Source organism: Arthrobacter sp. 05T423 (assembly GCF_056396245.1).
This window is the reverse complement of the sequence record NZ_JBFTLC010000021.1, coordinates 1-16,135: the sequence shown is the minus strand read 5'-3', so window position 1 is coordinate 16,135 and position 16,135 is coordinate 1. Positions and strand designations below refer to the sequence as shown.

The following is a 16,135-nucleotide window of genomic DNA, read 5'->3' as shown; positions in this document are numbered from 1 at the left end:
ACTGTTGACGTTATGAATCGCACAATGTTTAAGTCCAAGATCCACCGGGCCACAGTCACGCACGCGGACCTGCACTACGTGGGGTCGGTCACCGTTGACCTGGACCTGCTCGATGCTGCCGACATCCTGCCCGGCGAGCTCGTGGCCATTGTGGACGTCACCAACGGCGCCCGGCTCGAGACGTACACCATCGCCGGCGAACGCGGTTCCGGCGTCATCGGGATCAACGGCCCGGCGGCGCACCTGGTGCACGAGAACGACACTGTCATCCTGATCACATACGCGCAGATGACCACCGAAGAAGCCAAGGCGTACGAACCCAAGGTTGTCCACGTGGACAAGGACAACCGCATCATCCAGTTGGGCAACGACCCCGCCGAAGGCCTCACCCCTGGCCTGCTGCGGCCGCCGTTCGCGCTCCACAACGCCGCGCTGAGCTAGCAATCAGGTAGCAGCAGCGCCACCCGCGGGCAAACATGTGAGCCAACACGGCAGTGCGATCCCTGCCACATGGTGAACCGCGGCTGAATAAATCTGATTAGGCTGGGATGGTGGATGCCGCCCCCTGCCCCAGCCTGCCCCCGGCGGCAAGCCCGTGCTAGGCGTCCTCGCAGGCTTTTTCGTGGTCTGGTCCATCATTCTGGTGGGCATGTTCGTTGGCAGGCGCAATATCCTCGGCGACAACGCGCGCCAGGTCCTGAGCGGGCTGACCTTCTTCGTGGCCAGCCCTGCCCTGCTCTTTGAAACGCTGAGCCGAGCAAGCCTGCGCGAGGTATTCGCCGCGCCGCTGCTCGTGGCAGCAGTGGGCGCGGCCACCACCGCCGCCCTGTTCTTTGTCATCGTCAGGTTCCTGCTCAAGCGCACCGTTCCGGAGTCACTGATGTCGTCCATGAGCGCGTCGCTGGCAAACTCCGCCAACCTGGGCATCCCCATTGCCGCGTACGTCCTCGGCAACGCCAGCCACGTCGCTCCCCTGCTGATCTTCCAGCTGGCGTTTTTCACGCCGATGTTCCTGATGGCCCTCGATGCCACCACCAGCTCGCACAGGACAACGCCGCTGCGGTTCCTCATGCTGATCCTGAAGAACCCCATGATCGTCGGCTCCGCCCTGGGGCTGCTGGTGGCCGGAACGGGCTGGCAGCTCCCGCCGCTGCTTCTGGAGCCGATCCATCTGATCGGCGGCGCCGCGATTCCGGCCATGCTGATGGCCTTCGGAATGAGCCTGAACGGGTCGAAGCCGCTGCAGGCAACCGCCGGGCGGAGAACTGATGCCCTGCTGGCCAGCGGCTTCAAACTCTTCGTGCATCCCGGCATCGCCTACCTCTTCGCGCGCTTCGCCCTCGGACTGGACGGCCCGGCGCTGTTCGCCGTTGTGGTCACGTCCGCCCTGCCCACCGCGCAGAATGTGTTTGTCGCCGCCAGCCGCTACAAGGCCGGGCTCACGGTGGCGAAGGACACCGTCCTGATCACCACGATCGTCGCGGTGCCTGCGATGATCGGTGTGGCCCTGCTGCTGGCATAACTGCTGCCTCATCCCTGAACGTTCCGCCGCTGGCGCCCGATCTGGAGGAAACCTTGAACACAATGCTGGACACCGTGATCATCGGAGGCGGGGCCATGGGTTCCGCTGCCGCCTGGGCGCTGGCCGCCCGGGGCCGCGACGTGACCCTGCTCGAACAGTTCACGCCCGGCCACCAAAAGGGTGCCTCGCACGGTGCCACCCGAAACCTGAGCCTCGCCTACGCCGAGCCCGAATACATCGCCATGCTGGCGGAAACGCTGAGGCTCTGGAGCGAGCTCGAGGACGAGAGCGGCGAGCGGCTGCTGGCGCGCACCGGCGTTGTCAACCACGGCCCTGACCCCCGCATCGGTGACATCCATGCCATGTTGAGCAGCGCGGGCCTGCGGGCTGACTTTCTGCCGGTCGCGGAAGCCGGCGAGCGCTGGCGCGGCATTCGCTTCGACCAGCAGGTTCTGCACATGCCCGACGGCGGCCAGCTCAATCCGGAGGCGGCCCTTCCGGCGTTCCAGCGGCTCGCGGCGCGGAACGGCGCGTCCGTCCGCCACGGCGTGACGGTTGTGGCACTGGAAATCCTCGACGACGGCGTCCGCCTCACCGTGGACGACGGCGGCCGGACGGAGGTGCTCACCGCCCGGCAGGCGGTGGTCACCGCGGGTGGCTGGACCTCGAAGCTGCTGGCTGGCTCAGTCGCCACACCGCGCCTCACCGTGACGCAGGAGCAGCCGGCCCACTTCGGCATTACCGACGACGGCGCCACTTGGCCGGGCTTCAACCACTTCCCCGGAGAGGGCGGGGACTATGCGGACTTCTACTCGCCCGTGTACGGCATGCTGACCCCCGGCGAGGGCGTCAAGGCGGGCTGGCACGGCGTGGGTCCCGTGGTGGACCCGGACCGGAGGTCCTACCTGCCCGAACCGCGCCAGCGCGCAGCCCTCCAGCAGTACGCGAGGCACTGGCTGCCGGGCGTGGACTCCGACGCCATGACCGACATCAGCTGCACCTACACCACCGCCCCGGACCACAACTTCGTGCTGGACCGGATCGGCCCCGTGGTCATCGGGGCGGGCTTCGCCGGCCATGGCTTCAAGTTCACGCCTGTGGTGGGCCGGATCCTCGCGGACCTTGCCACGGGAACAGGTTCCGCACCGGCGATCTTCGCGGCTTCCCGCGCCTAGGCAGGGGTTCGCGCAGCCGGAACGGCAGTCATCGCTGGTGCCGGTCCAGGAGCCGGGCGCAGCGGATGAACCCGAGGTGCGAGTACGCCTGCGGGTGGTTCCCCAGGTGCGTCTCGGTGCCGGGATCATACTCCTCCGGGAGCAGCCCGGTGGGGCCGAACAGGTTCACCAACTGGTCGAAGAGTTCCCAGGCATCGGCGATCCGGCCTACCGCCACGTACGCCTCGATCAGCCAGGTGGTGCAGATGTGGAAGCCGCCCTCCAGGCCCGGCAGGCCGTCGTCGTACCTGTACCGGAAGACGGTGGGCCCCACGCGGAGTTCCCGCTCCACGGCGGTGACGGTGTCGAGGAACCGCTGGTCGCCGGCGTCGAGCAGGCCGGACAGCCCGATGTGCAGGACCGCGGCGTCGAGGTCGGGGCTGTCGTAGGCGACGGTGTACGACGCGGCGGTGCTGTCCCATCCCTCGCGCAGCACTTCGTCCCTGATGGTGGCGGCGGTGTCCGCCCAGGCGGGTTGGGGGCTGCGGCCGTGGCGGGCGGCCGTGCGGAGGGCCCGGTCCAGCGTCACCCAGCACATCACCTTGGTGTACACGTGGTGCCTCGGCGCGCGGCGCGCCTCCCAGATGCCGTGGTCCGCCTCGTGCCACCGCGCCAGCACGGCGCTGGCCATCTGGACCAGCAGATTCCAGTGCCCGTCCGCCAGCGAGCCACGGGATTCACTGAGCGCGTGGATCAGCTCGGCAATCGGGCCAAAGACATCCAGCTGGACCTGGTGGTCCGCGGCGTTGCCGATCCGCACCGGACGCGATCCCGCGTATCCGGGCAGGCTCTCGATGATGGCCTCGGTGGACAGCGGCGCGCCGGTCACGGAATACAGCGGATGCAGCCACTCCGGCCCCGGGGCGTTCGCCAGGATACCGGACAGCCACCTGAGGAACCCGTCCGCCTCCACCATTGAGCCCAGATCCACCAGGGCATTGACTGTCATGGAGCCGTCACGCAGCCAGCAGTAGCGGTAATCCCAGTTGCGGGTGCCCCCGATGCCCTCCGGCAGGGACGTGGTGGGGGCCGCGAGCACGGCGCCGGTAGGCTCATGGACCAGCCCTCGCAGCACCAGTGCCGAGCGCCGCACCAGGGACGGCTTCACGGACGGCAGCGTAAGGCCCTGCACCCAGCGGCGGGAATGATGCGCGACGGCGGCCCTGCGGTCCGCCTCGTCCGTCCCGCCCGCGTGCCGGGGCTCCGTATCACCGCAGCGGAGGTTGAGGACCACCGGTCCGTGCTGCAAGTTGACCTCGGCGGTGGCCGTGGCGTGCCGGCCGTCCGAGGTGATGGCGAAGCTGGCGTCCGGCGCCAGCAGGATGATGGGGTCGGACGTGCCGACGACGTGAAGCTCGCCGCCGCGTGCCTCCATGCTGAACGGCGCATTGGCGTAGTCCGGGCGGGGTGCGAAAACGATGCGTGCCGCCCCGGTGCCGGACAGCACCCGGACCAGGCTCGTGATGCCTTCCGGGGCTGGTTCGAGATAGTCCGTCACGGTGACGTCCGCCCACCGCGTTTCCACAATCATGGTGCTGTCCACGTACCGCTGGCCGAGCACCCGCGAGGCCTTGACCGGTTCCACGGAGAAGTGCCCGGCGGCGTCGCCGCCCAGGATGTGGGCAAAGAGCGAGCCCGAGTCCGGCAGGGGGTGGCTCATCCAGCAGATCTTGGCCTCGGGCGTCACCAGCGCCGTCGAGGAGCCGTTCCCGATCATGGAGTGCCGCTCCAGGCCGACGGCGTCCTCACCGAAAAGCCAGGCGCGGCGCAGTTCGAAGAGGATGCCGAGAACCCGCGCGAACGATTCCGGGTCCTTCAGCCGGTGTTTGGCTGGTGACGGCAGGTCTCCCACCCACAGGCCCATGTCCGGGCCGCGGAGCGTGTCCATAGCCAGTCCGTCGCTCATGGCATCGCCCGCGTACAGGGCGGCGCTCACGCCCAGGCGTGCGCGCAGGTGGTCCAGGGCATCGGCCTTGGAGGGCTGCACCACTGACAGGTCCAGGACGGAGCCGTCCACAATGAAGAACAGCCCCAGGGCCCGGGCAACCTCCTCCGCTTTCCTGGCACACTTGGCCGCGTCGTCGGGGGCAGCGGACCTGGTGTGGACGGAGACCGCGACGGGCTTCCGTTCGATGCTGATTCCCTTGTAGGCGCCCACCGCTTCGAGCAGCGCCTGGTTGGCCTGCTGCAGCACGGACTCGGTCGCCAGGGACAGTCCGTGCGCGAACCCCATGTCGAATTCCGCCCCGTGCGAGCCCACCAGGTGGACCTCGGCGGGAAGCCTGGAGACGGCAGCCAGGTCACGCAGGGACCGTCCGGAGATGACGGCGGCGTGCGTGTTGGGCAGGGCAGCCAGGGCCCGGAGGGCGATGGCCGCGCCGCCAAGCGGCAGGGTTTCCGTGGAAATGCCTTCGGCGGCGCACAGGGTTCCGCCGTAGTTGCAGGCGACCAGCAGCCCCGGCGTCCGGGCCAGGATCTTCAGTTCACCGAGCAGTTGGGGCGTGAGCCCGTCGTCGGCCGCCTGCGTCTGGACGAAGGCCCGCAGCAGGCCGAGCGGAAGGGACTTGGTCAGCAGTGCGGAATCGGCCACCGTCTGGTTGAGTGGAGTGGGCATACGCGGCGATCCTTCGGGTTATCCCCAATCGGTCTTGGTCACCTAAAGTGTCTGCCGCGGCCGTTTCACCTGAATATCCCGGTTATTGCGTTCGTGTAACTTCGTGGCCCCTGTTCCCGCAGACCACCATCAGCAGTCGGGCGAATCGTACTCGTAGGCTCCGGAATCAGCGGCAGCGGTTCCGGTGCAGTCCCCGTTCTGCACGGCGGGGGCGCTCAGGAGGTCCACCGTATAGGGTGTTGTACCCGCCCTGTCGATGGCCGGACTCGCGCCCGTCAGGCGAAGGTCCGCCGGGGCATTCGCGAAGCGGGCTGGCGCCGTGGTTGACGTGCTGTTCGGGGTGATGTTGACGGGACCGTTCAGGACGTTCTGCTTCTCGGTCCAGCCCGAACCGTTGATCCACAGTGAGTTCTTGACGCCCACCAGGATGTTGGCGCGGATCACCGTTGAGGCGGGGCAGGTCGCGTGGCACACGATTGCCTGGGACTCGGCGCCGGTCAGGTAGACGGTGTTGAACTCAAAGACGGTGCCGTTCGTAGGGCCGAACGACGTTCCGTTTCCACGGGCAATGAGGCCTTTGGCCTCGGAGCAGTTGGCGCCGCAGGTGGAGCGGATGAGGTTGTAGCGGAATGTGTTCCCGTCTGCCGTTCCCGAGGACTTTCCAAGTTCAGAGAAGTTGTTGTTGTCCAGCGACACGTTGTGGTGAATGTTGTTGCGGTTGCCGTTGTAGATTTCGAACGCGCCGCCGTCCTGGTTGTAGTCATAGGACTTGCCGGTGGAACCGCTGACGGTGTTGTTGGAAAACTCGTTGTCGCTGCCGTTGATCAGCACGCCAAAAGCCCCCGAGTCGTCGCTGCAGTTCACGGCGGCCGATGTTGCGCAATTGGTGCCGGGCGTATTCACATTCATCACGTTGTTGTTGGTGAGTGAATTGCCGGTGTATTTGCCGAAGTCGGAACCGGCACCAATTTTGAGCCCGACAGCATTGTTGGACGCACTGGAGTTCCGCACAATATTGCGGTCGCCGGTGACGCTGATTCCGGCGTAGCCGCAGGTCACGGCGCGGAGGCCGTCAACGGTGGTGTAGTTGCCGTTGATCCTGATGCAGTTTCCGGACTTTCCGCCCGTGACGACGGGAGCGTTGCCGGTGCCGTAGCCGCTCAGCGTGATGGGGGCGGTGGAGGTTCCGCTCTGTGCGGTGACGATGCCGCCGCTGAAGGTGTCGCCCCGGCGGAAACTGACGGTGTCACCCGGCCTGAGCACGGCAAGGTTGACCTTGGACAGCGTCTTCCATGCCGAGGTGCTTGCCGTGCCGGAGTTGCTGTCGCTGCCGGCGGCGCTGACATAGTACGTGGTGCCCGCGGCGGACGCCGGAGCGGCGGCTCCGGCAACAAGTCCGCTGACCATCAGGAAGGTCATGAGAATAGCGGCAGCCGTGGACTTGATCTTCATAACTTTTACCTGCATCTGATCAATGGCGGGACGTGCTTGGGCGGGCACAGCTTTGTTGCAAAGCAATGCCTCACTCGTAGGCACCCTGAATTCCGCGCAGTGATCCCGGAACGGTGATCACAGCTACATTCCGCCCAGGCAGCAACCAGTGATTATTTGTGAGACCTTGCGCACCTAAAGCTAGGTTCCGTTCCGCCCCAAGTCAAAAGATCAGACGCTTACCAGCCCGGCCACCTCCGCCAGGAGCTCCACCGAGCGCAGCCGTTCTGCGGTCCCGGTGGCTTGGTGCGCCACGATGAGTTCGTCGGCGTCGGCGTGCCGGGCAAAGCCGTCCAGGTAATCCAGCACCACGTCGGGGGTACCCACGGCCGAGTACTTCATCATCTGGGCGACGTGCTGTCCCTGCGGCGAGTCCAGGATCATGTCCGCTTCATCGTCGGTGAACTGGCGTCCGCCGCCGAAGAACAGCGAGACGCGTGCCCGCATCGTGGCGCGCAGCATCTCCTGCGCGTCCGGGGCAGCATCGGCGGCCACCACGTTGACGCCGGCAACGACGTGCGGCGCGGCCAGCTGCCCTGACGGCTTGAACTCGCGGCGGTACAGGGCGACGGCGTCCTGCAGCGCATTGGGGGCAAAGTGTGAGGCGAAGGCGTACGGCAGCCCCAGCTGGGCTGCCAGCCGCGCCCCGAAGAGGGAGGAGCCCAGGATGTAGAGGGGCACGTTGGTTCCCCTGCCCGGCGTCGCCTCCACTCCCTGCACGCGGGTGGGTCCGGTGAGGTAGCCCTGCAGTTCCAGGACATCCTGCGGGAACGTGTCGGCAGACTGCGGATCACGGCGCAGTGCCCGCATGGTGTTCTGGTCGCTGCCGGGCGCGCGGCCGAGGCCAAGGTCAATCCGGCCGGGGTGCAGGGTCTCCAGGGTGCCGAACTGCTCGGCGATGGTGAGCGGGGAATGGTTGGGCAGCATGACGCCGCCGGCCCCCAGCCTGATGGTCTCGGTGTGCGCGGCGACATGGGCGATCAGCACGGACGTCGCCGACGACGCGATGGAGGACATGTTGTGGTGCTCTGCATACCAGACCCGCCGGTATCCGAGTTTTTCGGCAAGCTGTGCCATGGCGACGCTCCCGGCAAAGCTCTCCGCCGCCGTCTGGCCCTTGCCGATGGTTGCCAGATCAAGGATGGAGAGTGGAACAGTCACGGCGGGATGGCCTTTCGTAGGGGGTTACGCAGCGGCCGGCCTCGCGGTGGTCCGGCACCATTGGGCACAACGACGGCGGCACCCGGGTTATTTCTGTCCGTCCCGGTGACGCTGTCCACATAGCCCGTCCGCGCGCCTGCCGCTATGCTGGCGGCATGGCCAACAAGTCCACCGCAGATAAAGTAGCCACCATCCAAAGGGGCTATGCCCTGGAGGGTGCCACCATCGAGCTGGGCGCCGCCATCGTCGACGGCGAACTGCACAAGGAGGCACCGGTCCGGCTGCCGCTGGCCATGATGAACCGGCACGGGCTCGTGGCCGGCGCCACCGGCACGGGCAAGACCGTCACCCTGCACATGATGGCGGAACAGCTCTCGACCGCCGGGGTGCCTGTTTTCCTGGCCGACATCAAGGGCGACCTCTCCGGGCTTGCCACTGCGGCCGCCGGCAGCGACAAGCTGGCCAAGCGGACGGAGAGCATCGGCCAGGCATGGTCCGGGAAGACGTTCCCGGTGGAGTTCCTGGCGCTCGGCGGCGACGGCGACGGCATCCCCGTCCGCGCCACCATCACGTCCTTCGGGCCCATCCTGCTCTCCCGTGTCCTGGAGCTCAACGACACGCAGGAATCCAGCCTCCAGCTCGTGTTCCACTTCGCGGACAAGAACGACCTCGAGCTGGTGGACCTCAAGGACCTGCGGGCCGTCATCCAGTTCCTCATCTCCGACGAGGGCAAGGAAGCGCTCCAGGAACTGGGCGGCCTGTCCAAGGCCACTGCCGGCGTCATCCTCCGGGAACTTGTGGGTCTCGAAGCGCAGGGCATGGAGCGGTTCTTCGGAGAGCCCGAGTTCGACACCGCCGAGCTGCTCCGCACGGCGCCCGACGGGCGTGGCGTCGTCAGTTGCCTGGAGCTGCCCACCCTGCAGACCAGGCCGATGGTCTTCTCCACCTTCCTCATGTGGCTTCTCGCGGACCTGTTCGAGGACCTGCCTGAAGCCGGCGACCTCGACAAACCCAAGCTCGTGTTTTTCCTCGACGAGGCGCATTTGCTCTTCAATGACGCTTCCAAGGCCTTCCTGGAAGCCATCACCACCACCGTCCGCCTGATCCGTTCCAAGGGAGTGGGCATCTTCTTCGTCACGCAGACCCCGAAGGATGTCCCGGCGGACGTCCTCGGACAGCTGGCCAACCGCATCCAGCACGCTCTCAGGGCTTTCACGCCGGAGGATGCGAAGGCGCTCAAGGCCACCGTCTCCACCTTCCCCGTGAGCGACTATGACCTCGAGGAAACCCTGACGTCCGCAGGCATCGGCGAGGCTGTCATCACGGTCATGAACGAGAGAGGCGCGCCGACGCCGGTTGCCCTGACCCGCCTCCGGGCGCCCGAGTCCCTCATGGGCCCCAGCACCGGGGAACTGGTCAGGAGCACCGTGGCGGGGTCAGCGTTGCTCGCTAAGTACGGCACTGCAGTGGACAACGTGTCCGCCTACGAGAAGCTGACCGGCAAGGCTGCGGCGACCACGGGCGCCGCAGCAGCGGGGCAGCCGCCGGTCCCCTCGCCCGGGGTGTTTGTTCCCGGCAGCCTTGACACCACGGCCGTCGACGACGACGGGCGCCGCATCGAGGAGGAGATCCTCGGCCGTCCCAGCAGCAGGCAGCCCGGCAGCGGGCGGGCAGACGGCGGGCGGGCGAACAGCGGGCCGGTATCGCTGCCACCTGCCAGGCGCCAGGCTCCCGCGTCCGGCGGCATGATGGACGACATCACCGGCGCCCTCGGCGGGGTCCTTGGCAGCGGCCTGAAAAGCATGGCCAGGTCTGTGGGAACCCAGCTGGGCCGGGAACTCCTGCGGGGCGTCTTCGGCACCTCGTCCCGGCGCCGCCGGTAGCTGACGGCAGCGCCGGCAGCGGCGGGTGAGGTCCCGCCGTCGGGCGTTTCTGCACGTTGCGTGAGCGTCACGGGGACCGCCGCTACTCCAGAGTTGGCTGACGTTGCAGGTAACGTGGGGTGCGTGCAAATGAGTCAAGCGTTGGTGAAGACGGCAGCCGGATGGCTGCTGGGCCTCATGCTTGCCATTGTTGGCGCCATCGTTTCGGTCAACCTGGTCAACTCCTCCGTGGCCAGTCCGCAGCAGCCTGTTCGCGAATATCTGGAGGCCCTGCAGCACGGCGAAGGCGAGCGGGCCCTGGGCCTGCTCCGCGCGTCGGTGCCGGACGCCGACGCCTCCATGCTCGACGGGACGGCGTTGCAGACGTCGGCGGCACGAATCACGAACGTGAAGCTCGGCGCCGCGGTGGGGCGCGGCGGCAACCGGGTGATGGTGCCGATGGACTACTCCATCGACGGCAGCCAGCTGCACACCGAGTTCCTGCTGGAGAGCACCGGCACCGAATGGCTGTTCTTTCACAAGTGGTCCTTCGTGCCGACCACACTGCCCACTGTGGACGTGACGGTTGTTAACTCCAGCGAGGCAACGGTGAACGGCGTGCCGGTGAACATGCCCGGCGGCCACAACAGCTTCGCGGTGTTCTACCCGGGCGAGTACGAGGCGTCCCTCAACGGCCAATACTTCGCCGCTCCCGCCACGCGGGCCACAGTGTCCGGCCGGGAGGCTCCCGCTGCACCGCTGAACCTGCTGACACATGCCACGGACGAACTGAACCAGGCCGTGTCCGCCCGGGTCAAGGAATTCCTCGACAAGTGCGCGGCCGAAGCCGGCCAGCAGCAGCGGCTCCAGCCCGACTGCCCGTTCTACCACGTCACCAACAACCGTGTGGTGCCCGGGACCATCAAGTGGAGCATCACCGCTTACCCGAAGGTCACCATCGAGCCATTTGACGGCAAGTGGGTGGTGGCCCCGCTGGACGGCAAGGCAAAGCTCACCGCCGAGCAGATCGACCTGTTCACCGGAGCTGTCTCGCCCCTGGACGTGGAGCACGATTTTAGCTTCACGACGCGCCTGGACATCAACGGCGACACGATCAAGGTCACGCCGCTCCTCACCTTCTAGGGTGCCCCCTCAAGGTCTACGGCCCGTTAAGGTCTACGGCCCGTTAATGGCAGTGGCCCGGCTTCACGCCGCGGGGGCGGAAAACCGGGCCACTTTGATTCAGTCAGCCGGAGACGTTAGTCCATGCCGCGGAGGTCCAGCACCAGCTCGGTGTCGCCGTCGGCCTGCAGCACCACGGGGATGCCCCAGTCCTGCTGGTAGAGGTGGCAGGCGGCGTGGTCCGGAATCTCGCCGTCCTCGGTTTCCGGCCCGTCGCAGGCGGCGGCGCGGGCCGTAATGTGCAGCACGCCCTGCGGAACGTCGGAGGCCAGTTCAAGCGTGCGGAGCAAGCCCACGGAGGTCCCGCCCCCGGACACGAGCAGCTCCGGCGGGGTGGAGGAGATCTTCAGCTGGGTGGGGTCGCCCCAGCGGTCATCGAGCTTCTGGCCGGTGGGCGCCGTGAAGCGGACCATGAGCTCAAGCAGCCCGGGCGCCACGGGGCTCTTGGGCCGGTGCGTCTGGGCGGCGCCCTCGTCCACCTGCTGGGCTTCCTTGGGGATCGGCACGTACACGAGCTGGTGCTTGTTTGCCTCCACCACCACCAGCAGCGGTTCGGAACCCGCCACCTGGGTATGGTCAACGATCACGTCGGACGGCTCGGCCAGTCCCCGTGCCAGCGTGGACACGGTTCCAGCCGCGGGGTCGTAACGGCGGACTGCGCCGTTGTAGGTGTCGGCGATGGCAACGGATCCGTCCGGGAGAACCGTGACGCCCAGCGGGTGCTGCAGGCGCGCCCCTGATGCCTCGCCGTCGCGGAAACCGAAGTCGAAGAGGCCCTTGCCCACCGCGGATTCCACGGTGACTGTTCCCTCGGCGTCGATGGCCAGCTTGCGGAGTGCGGAAGTCTCGGAGTCGGCTACCCAGATGTTACCGTCGGCGTCCTCGGCGAGCCCCGAAGGCTGCGCGAACCAGGCTTCGTGGGCTGGCCCGTCCAGCAGGCCCTCCAGTCCGTTGCCGGCCACGATCGAGACATCCCCGGTCAGCGGTTCGAAGCCGAAGATCTGGTGCACACCGGCCATGGCGATCACCACGGCGTTCAGCTTGCCGGACCAGACAACGTCCCAGGGCGAACTGAGGGCAACGTCCAGGGGGTGCCCCCCGAGGCTTCCGGTAAAGCCTGCCGCGTCCTCGTCCACGCGTGCCGGTCCGGTCTCGAGGAGCCGCTGCACGCCGCTTCCAACGAGCGTGGTGACCGTTCCGTCAGCGAGCGACAGTCCCCGCAGGCGGTGGTTGACGGAGTCGGCGATGACGACGTCGTAGCCCGTCTTCTCTGCCACGTCTTGCGGCAGCAGGACAAGACCCTGCGGTTCGTTGAACCGGGCGGTGCCGGCCGTACCGTCGGCGTGGCCCTTCTCCCCGGAACCGTACGTGCTCAGCACGGTGTGGAAGTCGGTGCCGAGCTCCAGCACGCGGTGGTGCCCGGTGTCGGTGACCAGCCAGGTGCCGGCGTCGGCGGCACCGGCGGCAGCACCGGCGTCGGACGCGGAGCCCCGGCCGGCCGGAAGATAGAGGGCCTTGCCCGGGAACCGCAGGGTTCCCGACGTCGGCTCCGGGGCCACGTAGGGGCCGCTGCCGCGGTGGAGGGTGCCGCGGGCCTCGTGCTCGGCGATCAGCTCGGGGATGAGCACGGCCAGGCCGTCAGCGTGGCCTTCCCCGGAGAGGTGCGCCACAATGTAGCCCTCGGGGTCAATGACCACCAGCGTGGGCCAGGCGCGGGCCGTGTAGGCCTTCCAGGTTTCCAGTTCGGGGTCGTCCAGGACCGGGTGGTGGATTTCGTAGCGCTCCACGGCGGCAGCCAGCGCGACAGGATCGGCCTCGTGCTCGAACTTGGGGGAATGCACGCCGACGGTAACCAGGACGTCCGAGTACTTTTCTTCCAGCGGCCGGAGTTCGTCCAGCACGTGGAGGCAGTTGATGCAGCAGAAGGTCCAGAAGTCCAGAAGCACGATCTTTCCGCGCAGGGCTTCCAGGTCCAGAGACTTGCCGCCGGTGTTCAGCCAGTTACGGCCTACCAGTTCGGAGGCGCGGACCCGCAGGTGGGTCCGTACGGTTTCGCTCATCAGCGTCCTTCCAGCTTTGAGTTGCGTTCAGCCAGCTTGGCGTCGCGTTCGGCCAATTTGGCAAACATATCGTTGTAAGCGGTGAGATCGGCGTCGTTATTCCTGTCCGCGGCCCGGTCGGTGCGCCGGGTTTCACGTTCATCGGACCTGGACCACATGATGGCCACGCCGATCGCCACCAGCAGTGTGGGCACCTCGCCGATGCCCCAGGCCACGGCGCCGCCCATCTGCTGGTCCAGCAGTGCCGAGCCTCCCCAGGTGCGCCCGAGGTTGCCGAAATAGTCGGAGGCCAGAAGGTTGGTGCCACCCATGATGGCCACGCCGAAGAACGCATGGAAGCCCATGGTGGCCAGCAGGAGCAGGAGCCGGAAGGGGTACGGCGCGCGGCGCGGCAGCGGGTCGGTGCCGATCATGGTGAGCACAAAGATGTAGCCCGTCAGCGCAAAGTGCAGGTTCATCAGCTCATGGCCCACGTGCTCCCGCATCGCCAGCCCGAATGCGTCCGAGTAGTAGAACAGCACGATGGAGCCGGCGAAATTGGCGGCGGCGAACAACGGGTGCGTGACCAACTGCGAGAACTTCGAGTGGACAAACAGCATGAGCCATTCACGGAGGCCGCGGGAGCCGTCCTTCCGCGCCGGAAGTGCCCGGAGAGCCAGCGTCACGGGGGCGCCGAGGACCAGGAAGATCGGGGCCACCATGGTCAGCGCCATGTGGTCCACCATGTGCGCGGAGAACAGTACGCGGCCGTAGACCGACGGCGGTCCCGACGTGATGTACGTCAGCACCACCAGGCCGACGATCCAGGTCACGGTGCGGAACCAGGCCCACTTGTCCCCGCGCGCGCGGACCTTGGCCACGCCGAGGAGGTAGGACACCAGGCCGAAGATAGCGACGGCCACCCAGAGCCAGTCCAGGCGCCACTCGGTGAGCCAGCGTTCAGGTGTCAGTTCAGGGGGCAGCTCGTAGCCGGAGAGGATGAAGGCCGGCGACGCGTCCGGGGCATAGGTTGTGGGTTCCGGCGGCGCGGAACGGCCCAGCGCGACGGCGATGCCGGACGTGACGCCCATGATCAGGAGCTCCGCGAGGATCAGCTGCCAGAGGACGCGCCGCGCGGACATGGCCGCCCCGGACCGGGCCAGCTGGGGGATGACCCATTGCCGGTGCATGAAGCCGATTCCACCCAGTACCAGGGCGGCGGCGGACTTCGCGAGGATCAGCTGGCCGTAGGCCGAGCCGAACAAGTCATTCCAGCTGGTCACCCGGATGCTGGCATTGATCACGCCCGAGGCGAAAACCAGTGCAAAGGCGAAACCCGCGAGCGAGGAGAACCGCCGGAGGACCGGTTCGGTGATGTCTTGACTCCCCGGCTGGGATGCCAGGCCGCTGCGGGCAAGGGTGCGCGGGGCGAGGCTACCGGACAGGAGTGCGAGCAGGATGATGCCGCCCACCCAGATGCAGACACCCACCAGGTGCAGGCCCAGCGAGTTGATGGCACCCTCGTGGTCGTTGGAGCTGGCCGAGTGGCCGATCAGGGCGGTGGGGACCAGTCCGGTCAGTGCCAGCAGCAGCGTAAACGCCAGGCCGGTCAGCGAACGCACACCGAAGAGGGCTGTTGTCACTACCGCCGCGATGATCGTCACGGCCAGCCACGCGCGACCGGTTTCAATGTCTGTCATGAAGTACACGAGGGCACGCGTGAATTCGGCGTCGCCGGAGATACCCTGGCCCGCCACGTCAGCGTACGTCAGGACCAGCACGGCGATGGCCGACAGCGTCCACGCCACGCCCGCCGCGGCCGCAATGGCCAGGGCGCGGGTGAAGGCCGGATGCTCGGGGGCGTCATCGTCCTTCGACCGCCCGCTACGGAGCCTATGCGGAAGGATGCCCGCAGCGAAGATGAGCCCGCCGATCACTGTGGCCAGGGAGACGTTGTGAATGGCCTTGCTGACCGGGAGCCCCCACCGGACCAGCGCGCCGGGATCTGAAACCTCACGGGCGGCTGCCGCACCGGAGAACAGCAACGCGGCCACCAGTCCCAAGAGGAGGGCGCCGAGTCCGGCTAGCTGCCAGGCCCGCTGAATGCCGAAGGCCGCGTCAGTGACCCGCGTGCCCGAATCGGGCGCGGGTTGCGGAGTTAGGGATTTTGCTGCTGAAGGCACCTATCCATTGTCCGCTACCGCCGCCGACGCGGCGAATCGAGGGTTAGGCGCATTGAGGGTTAACGGCAAGAGGAGCGGCACCCTCGCGGGTGCCGCTCCTCTGAGCTGTGCAAAGACTACTTCTTGGAGACAGCGGCCTTGAGCTTGGATCCGGCGGTCAGCTTGACGCTGTGGCCGGCGGCAATCTGGATGGTCTCGCCGGTCTGCGGGTTGCGGCCGGTGCGGGCTGCACGGTCGGTGCGCTCAACTGCGAGCCAGCCCGGGATGGTGATCTTCTCGCCGGCGGCGACAGAAGATTCGAAAACCTCGAACAGTGCATCGAGCACGGAGTTGACGGCTGCCTGGCTGGTGCCGGCCTTGCCTGCTACCTCTGAGACAAGTTCACTACGGTTCTTAGCCATGTATGTCCTCCTGGACGCTCTTGATTCTGGAGCCTGCACGCGGCGTGCGTGCAAGCCACTGTTCGAAAACTTACCAGCTTGCACCCATGAGGGGGATAAATTCCGCGTGTTTCCGCGACTTTTTGACCTAAATCACCGGTATTTCGGGGATTTCAGCCTAAACCGGCTCTTCCCCGGGTCCTTCCGCGCGTTTGCGCGCCTCCCGGGTGGACGCTCTATCAGATCCTGCCGCTTCAACCCCGACGCTCTATCAGATCCTGCCGCCTCACACGGGACGCTCTATCACCTCCTGCCGCCTCAACCCTGCCCTCCAAACCGCAGGCGCCGTCAGCGGGGTGGAGGGGGTGGTTAAATGCGGGAGAGCCCCAACCAGGTTCTGGTTGGGGCTCTCGACCCTTTTTAATGGTTGTCCGGCGGTGACCTACTCTCCCACACCCTCCCGGGTGCAGTACCATCGGCGCTGTGG

General features: G+C 67.0%; 11 protein-coding genes. 5 read left to right on the top strand and 6 right to left on the bottom strand.

What is annotated here, in order from left to right; all coding sequences use genetic code 11:
- Positions 1–12 precede the first annotated feature (12 nt).
- The 3 genes from panD to AC1DFE_RS15325 all read left to right on the top strand — a co-directional run bounded on the left by panD (position 13) and on the right by AC1DFE_RS15325 (position 2,697).
- The gene (gene panD, locus AC1DFE_RS15335) at positions 13–441 is read left to right on the top strand and encodes an aspartate 1-decarboxylase (protein ID WP_476906736.1); all 429 of its coding nucleotides are present in this window, start codon (positions 13–15) and stop codon (positions 439–441) included.
- Between the two features lie 154 nt (positions 442–595).
- Positions 596–1,522: an AEC family transporter gene (locus AC1DFE_RS15330; RefSeq protein WP_476906735.1), complete on the top strand. Its 927-nt coding sequence runs from the start codon at positions 596–598 to the stop codon at positions 1,520–1,522.
- A 53-nt stretch (positions 1,523–1,575) separates the two neighbouring features.
- Complete coding sequence (locus tag AC1DFE_RS15325; RefSeq protein ID WP_476906734.1) at positions 1,576–2,697, top strand: FAD-dependent oxidoreductase; 1,122 nt, start codon at positions 1,576–1,578, stop codon at positions 2,695–2,697.
- A gap of 28 nt (positions 2,698–2,725) precedes the next feature.
- On the opposite strand, the gene AC1DFE_RS15320 is transcribed toward AC1DFE_RS15325, so the two are convergent.
- From AC1DFE_RS15320 to AC1DFE_RS15310, 3 genes are all read right to left on the bottom strand, one after another.
- Positions 2,726–5,350: a trehalase-like domain-containing protein gene (locus AC1DFE_RS15320; RefSeq protein WP_476906733.1), complete on the bottom strand. Its 2,625-nt coding sequence runs from the start codon at positions 5,348–5,350 to the stop codon at positions 2,726–2,728.
- A gap of 129 nt (positions 5,351–5,479) precedes the next feature.
- Positions 5,480–6,802, bottom strand: coding sequence for a right-handed parallel beta-helix repeat-containing protein (locus tag AC1DFE_RS15315; RefSeq protein WP_476906732.1), 1,323 nt, complete (start codon positions 6,800–6,802; stop codon positions 5,480–5,482).
- A gap of 210 nt (positions 6,803–7,012) precedes the next feature.
- On the bottom strand, positions 7,013–8,002 hold the full coding sequence (locus tag AC1DFE_RS15310; protein ID WP_476906731.1) for an LLM class flavin-dependent oxidoreductase: 990 nt from the start codon (positions 8,000–8,002) through the stop codon (positions 7,013–7,015).
- A gap of 155 nt (positions 8,003–8,157) precedes the next feature.
- Between AC1DFE_RS15310 and AC1DFE_RS15305 the strand changes: the two genes are divergently transcribed.
- Positions 8,158–9,885 carry a helicase HerA-like domain-containing protein gene (locus AC1DFE_RS15305; protein WP_476906730.1) on the top strand — a complete coding sequence of 576 codons (1,728 nt, stop codon included), beginning with the start codon at positions 8,158–8,160 and terminating at the stop codon, positions 9,883–9,885.
- Between the two features lie 129 nt (positions 9,886–10,014).
- The gene (locus tag AC1DFE_RS15300; RefSeq protein ID WP_476906729.1) at positions 10,015–11,007 is read left to right on the top strand and encodes a hypothetical protein; all 993 of its coding nucleotides are present in this window, start codon (positions 10,015–10,017) and stop codon (positions 11,005–11,007) included.
- Between the two features lie 116 nt (positions 11,008–11,123).
- Here AC1DFE_RS15300 and AC1DFE_RS15295 read toward each other — a convergent pair whose 3' ends face one another.
- From AC1DFE_RS15295 to AC1DFE_RS15285, 3 genes are all read right to left on the bottom strand, one after another.
- Positions 11,124–13,106, bottom strand: a complete 1,983-nt coding sequence (locus AC1DFE_RS15295) for an NHL domain-containing thioredoxin family protein (protein WP_476906728.1) — start codon at positions 13,104–13,106, stop codon at positions 11,124–11,126.
- Positions 13,106–15,268 (bottom strand): bifunctional copper resistance protein CopD/cytochrome c oxidase assembly protein, encoded by a 2,163-nt coding sequence (locus tag AC1DFE_RS15290; protein ID WP_476906727.1) that lies wholly within the window; start codon positions 15,266–15,268, stop codon positions 13,106–13,108. The genes AC1DFE_RS15295 and AC1DFE_RS15290 overlap by 1 nt, the downstream gene beginning before the upstream one ends.
- Positions 15,269–15,384: 116 nt before the next feature.
- Entirely contained in the window at positions 15,385–15,669 is a 285-nt protein-coding gene (locus AC1DFE_RS15285; protein WP_003803320.1) for an HU family DNA-binding protein, read from the bottom strand.
- Between the last annotated feature and the right edge of the window lie 466 nt (positions 15,670–16,135).

Excerpts from the sequence above, each read along its gene's own strand:
- AC1DFE_RS15320 (WP_476906733.1), bottom strand. The coding sequence starts at position 5,350 with ATGCCCACTCCACTCAACCAGACGGTGGCCGATTCCGCACTGCTGACC.
- AC1DFE_RS15305 (WP_476906730.1), top strand. The coding sequence starts at position 8,158 with ATGGCCAACAAGTCCACCGCAGATAAAGTAGCCACCATCCAAAGGGGC.
- AC1DFE_RS15315 (WP_476906732.1), bottom strand. The coding sequence starts at position 6,802 with ATGAAGATCAAGTCCACGGCTGCCGCTATTCTCATGACCTTCCTGATG.
- AC1DFE_RS15295 (WP_476906728.1), bottom strand. The coding sequence starts at position 13,106 with ATGAGCGAAACCGTACGGACCCACCTGCGGGTCCGCGCCTCCGAACTG.
- panD (WP_476906736.1), top strand. The coding sequence starts at position 13 with ATGAATCGCACAATGTTTAAGTCCAAGATCCACCGGGCCACAGTCACG.
- AC1DFE_RS15300 (WP_476906729.1), top strand. The coding sequence starts at position 10,015 with ATGAGTCAAGCGTTGGTGAAGACGGCAGCCGGATGGCTGCTGGGCCTC.
- AC1DFE_RS15285 (WP_003803320.1), bottom strand. The coding sequence starts at position 15,669 with ATGGCTAAGAACCGTAGTGAACTTGTCTCAGAGGTAGCAGGCAAGGCC.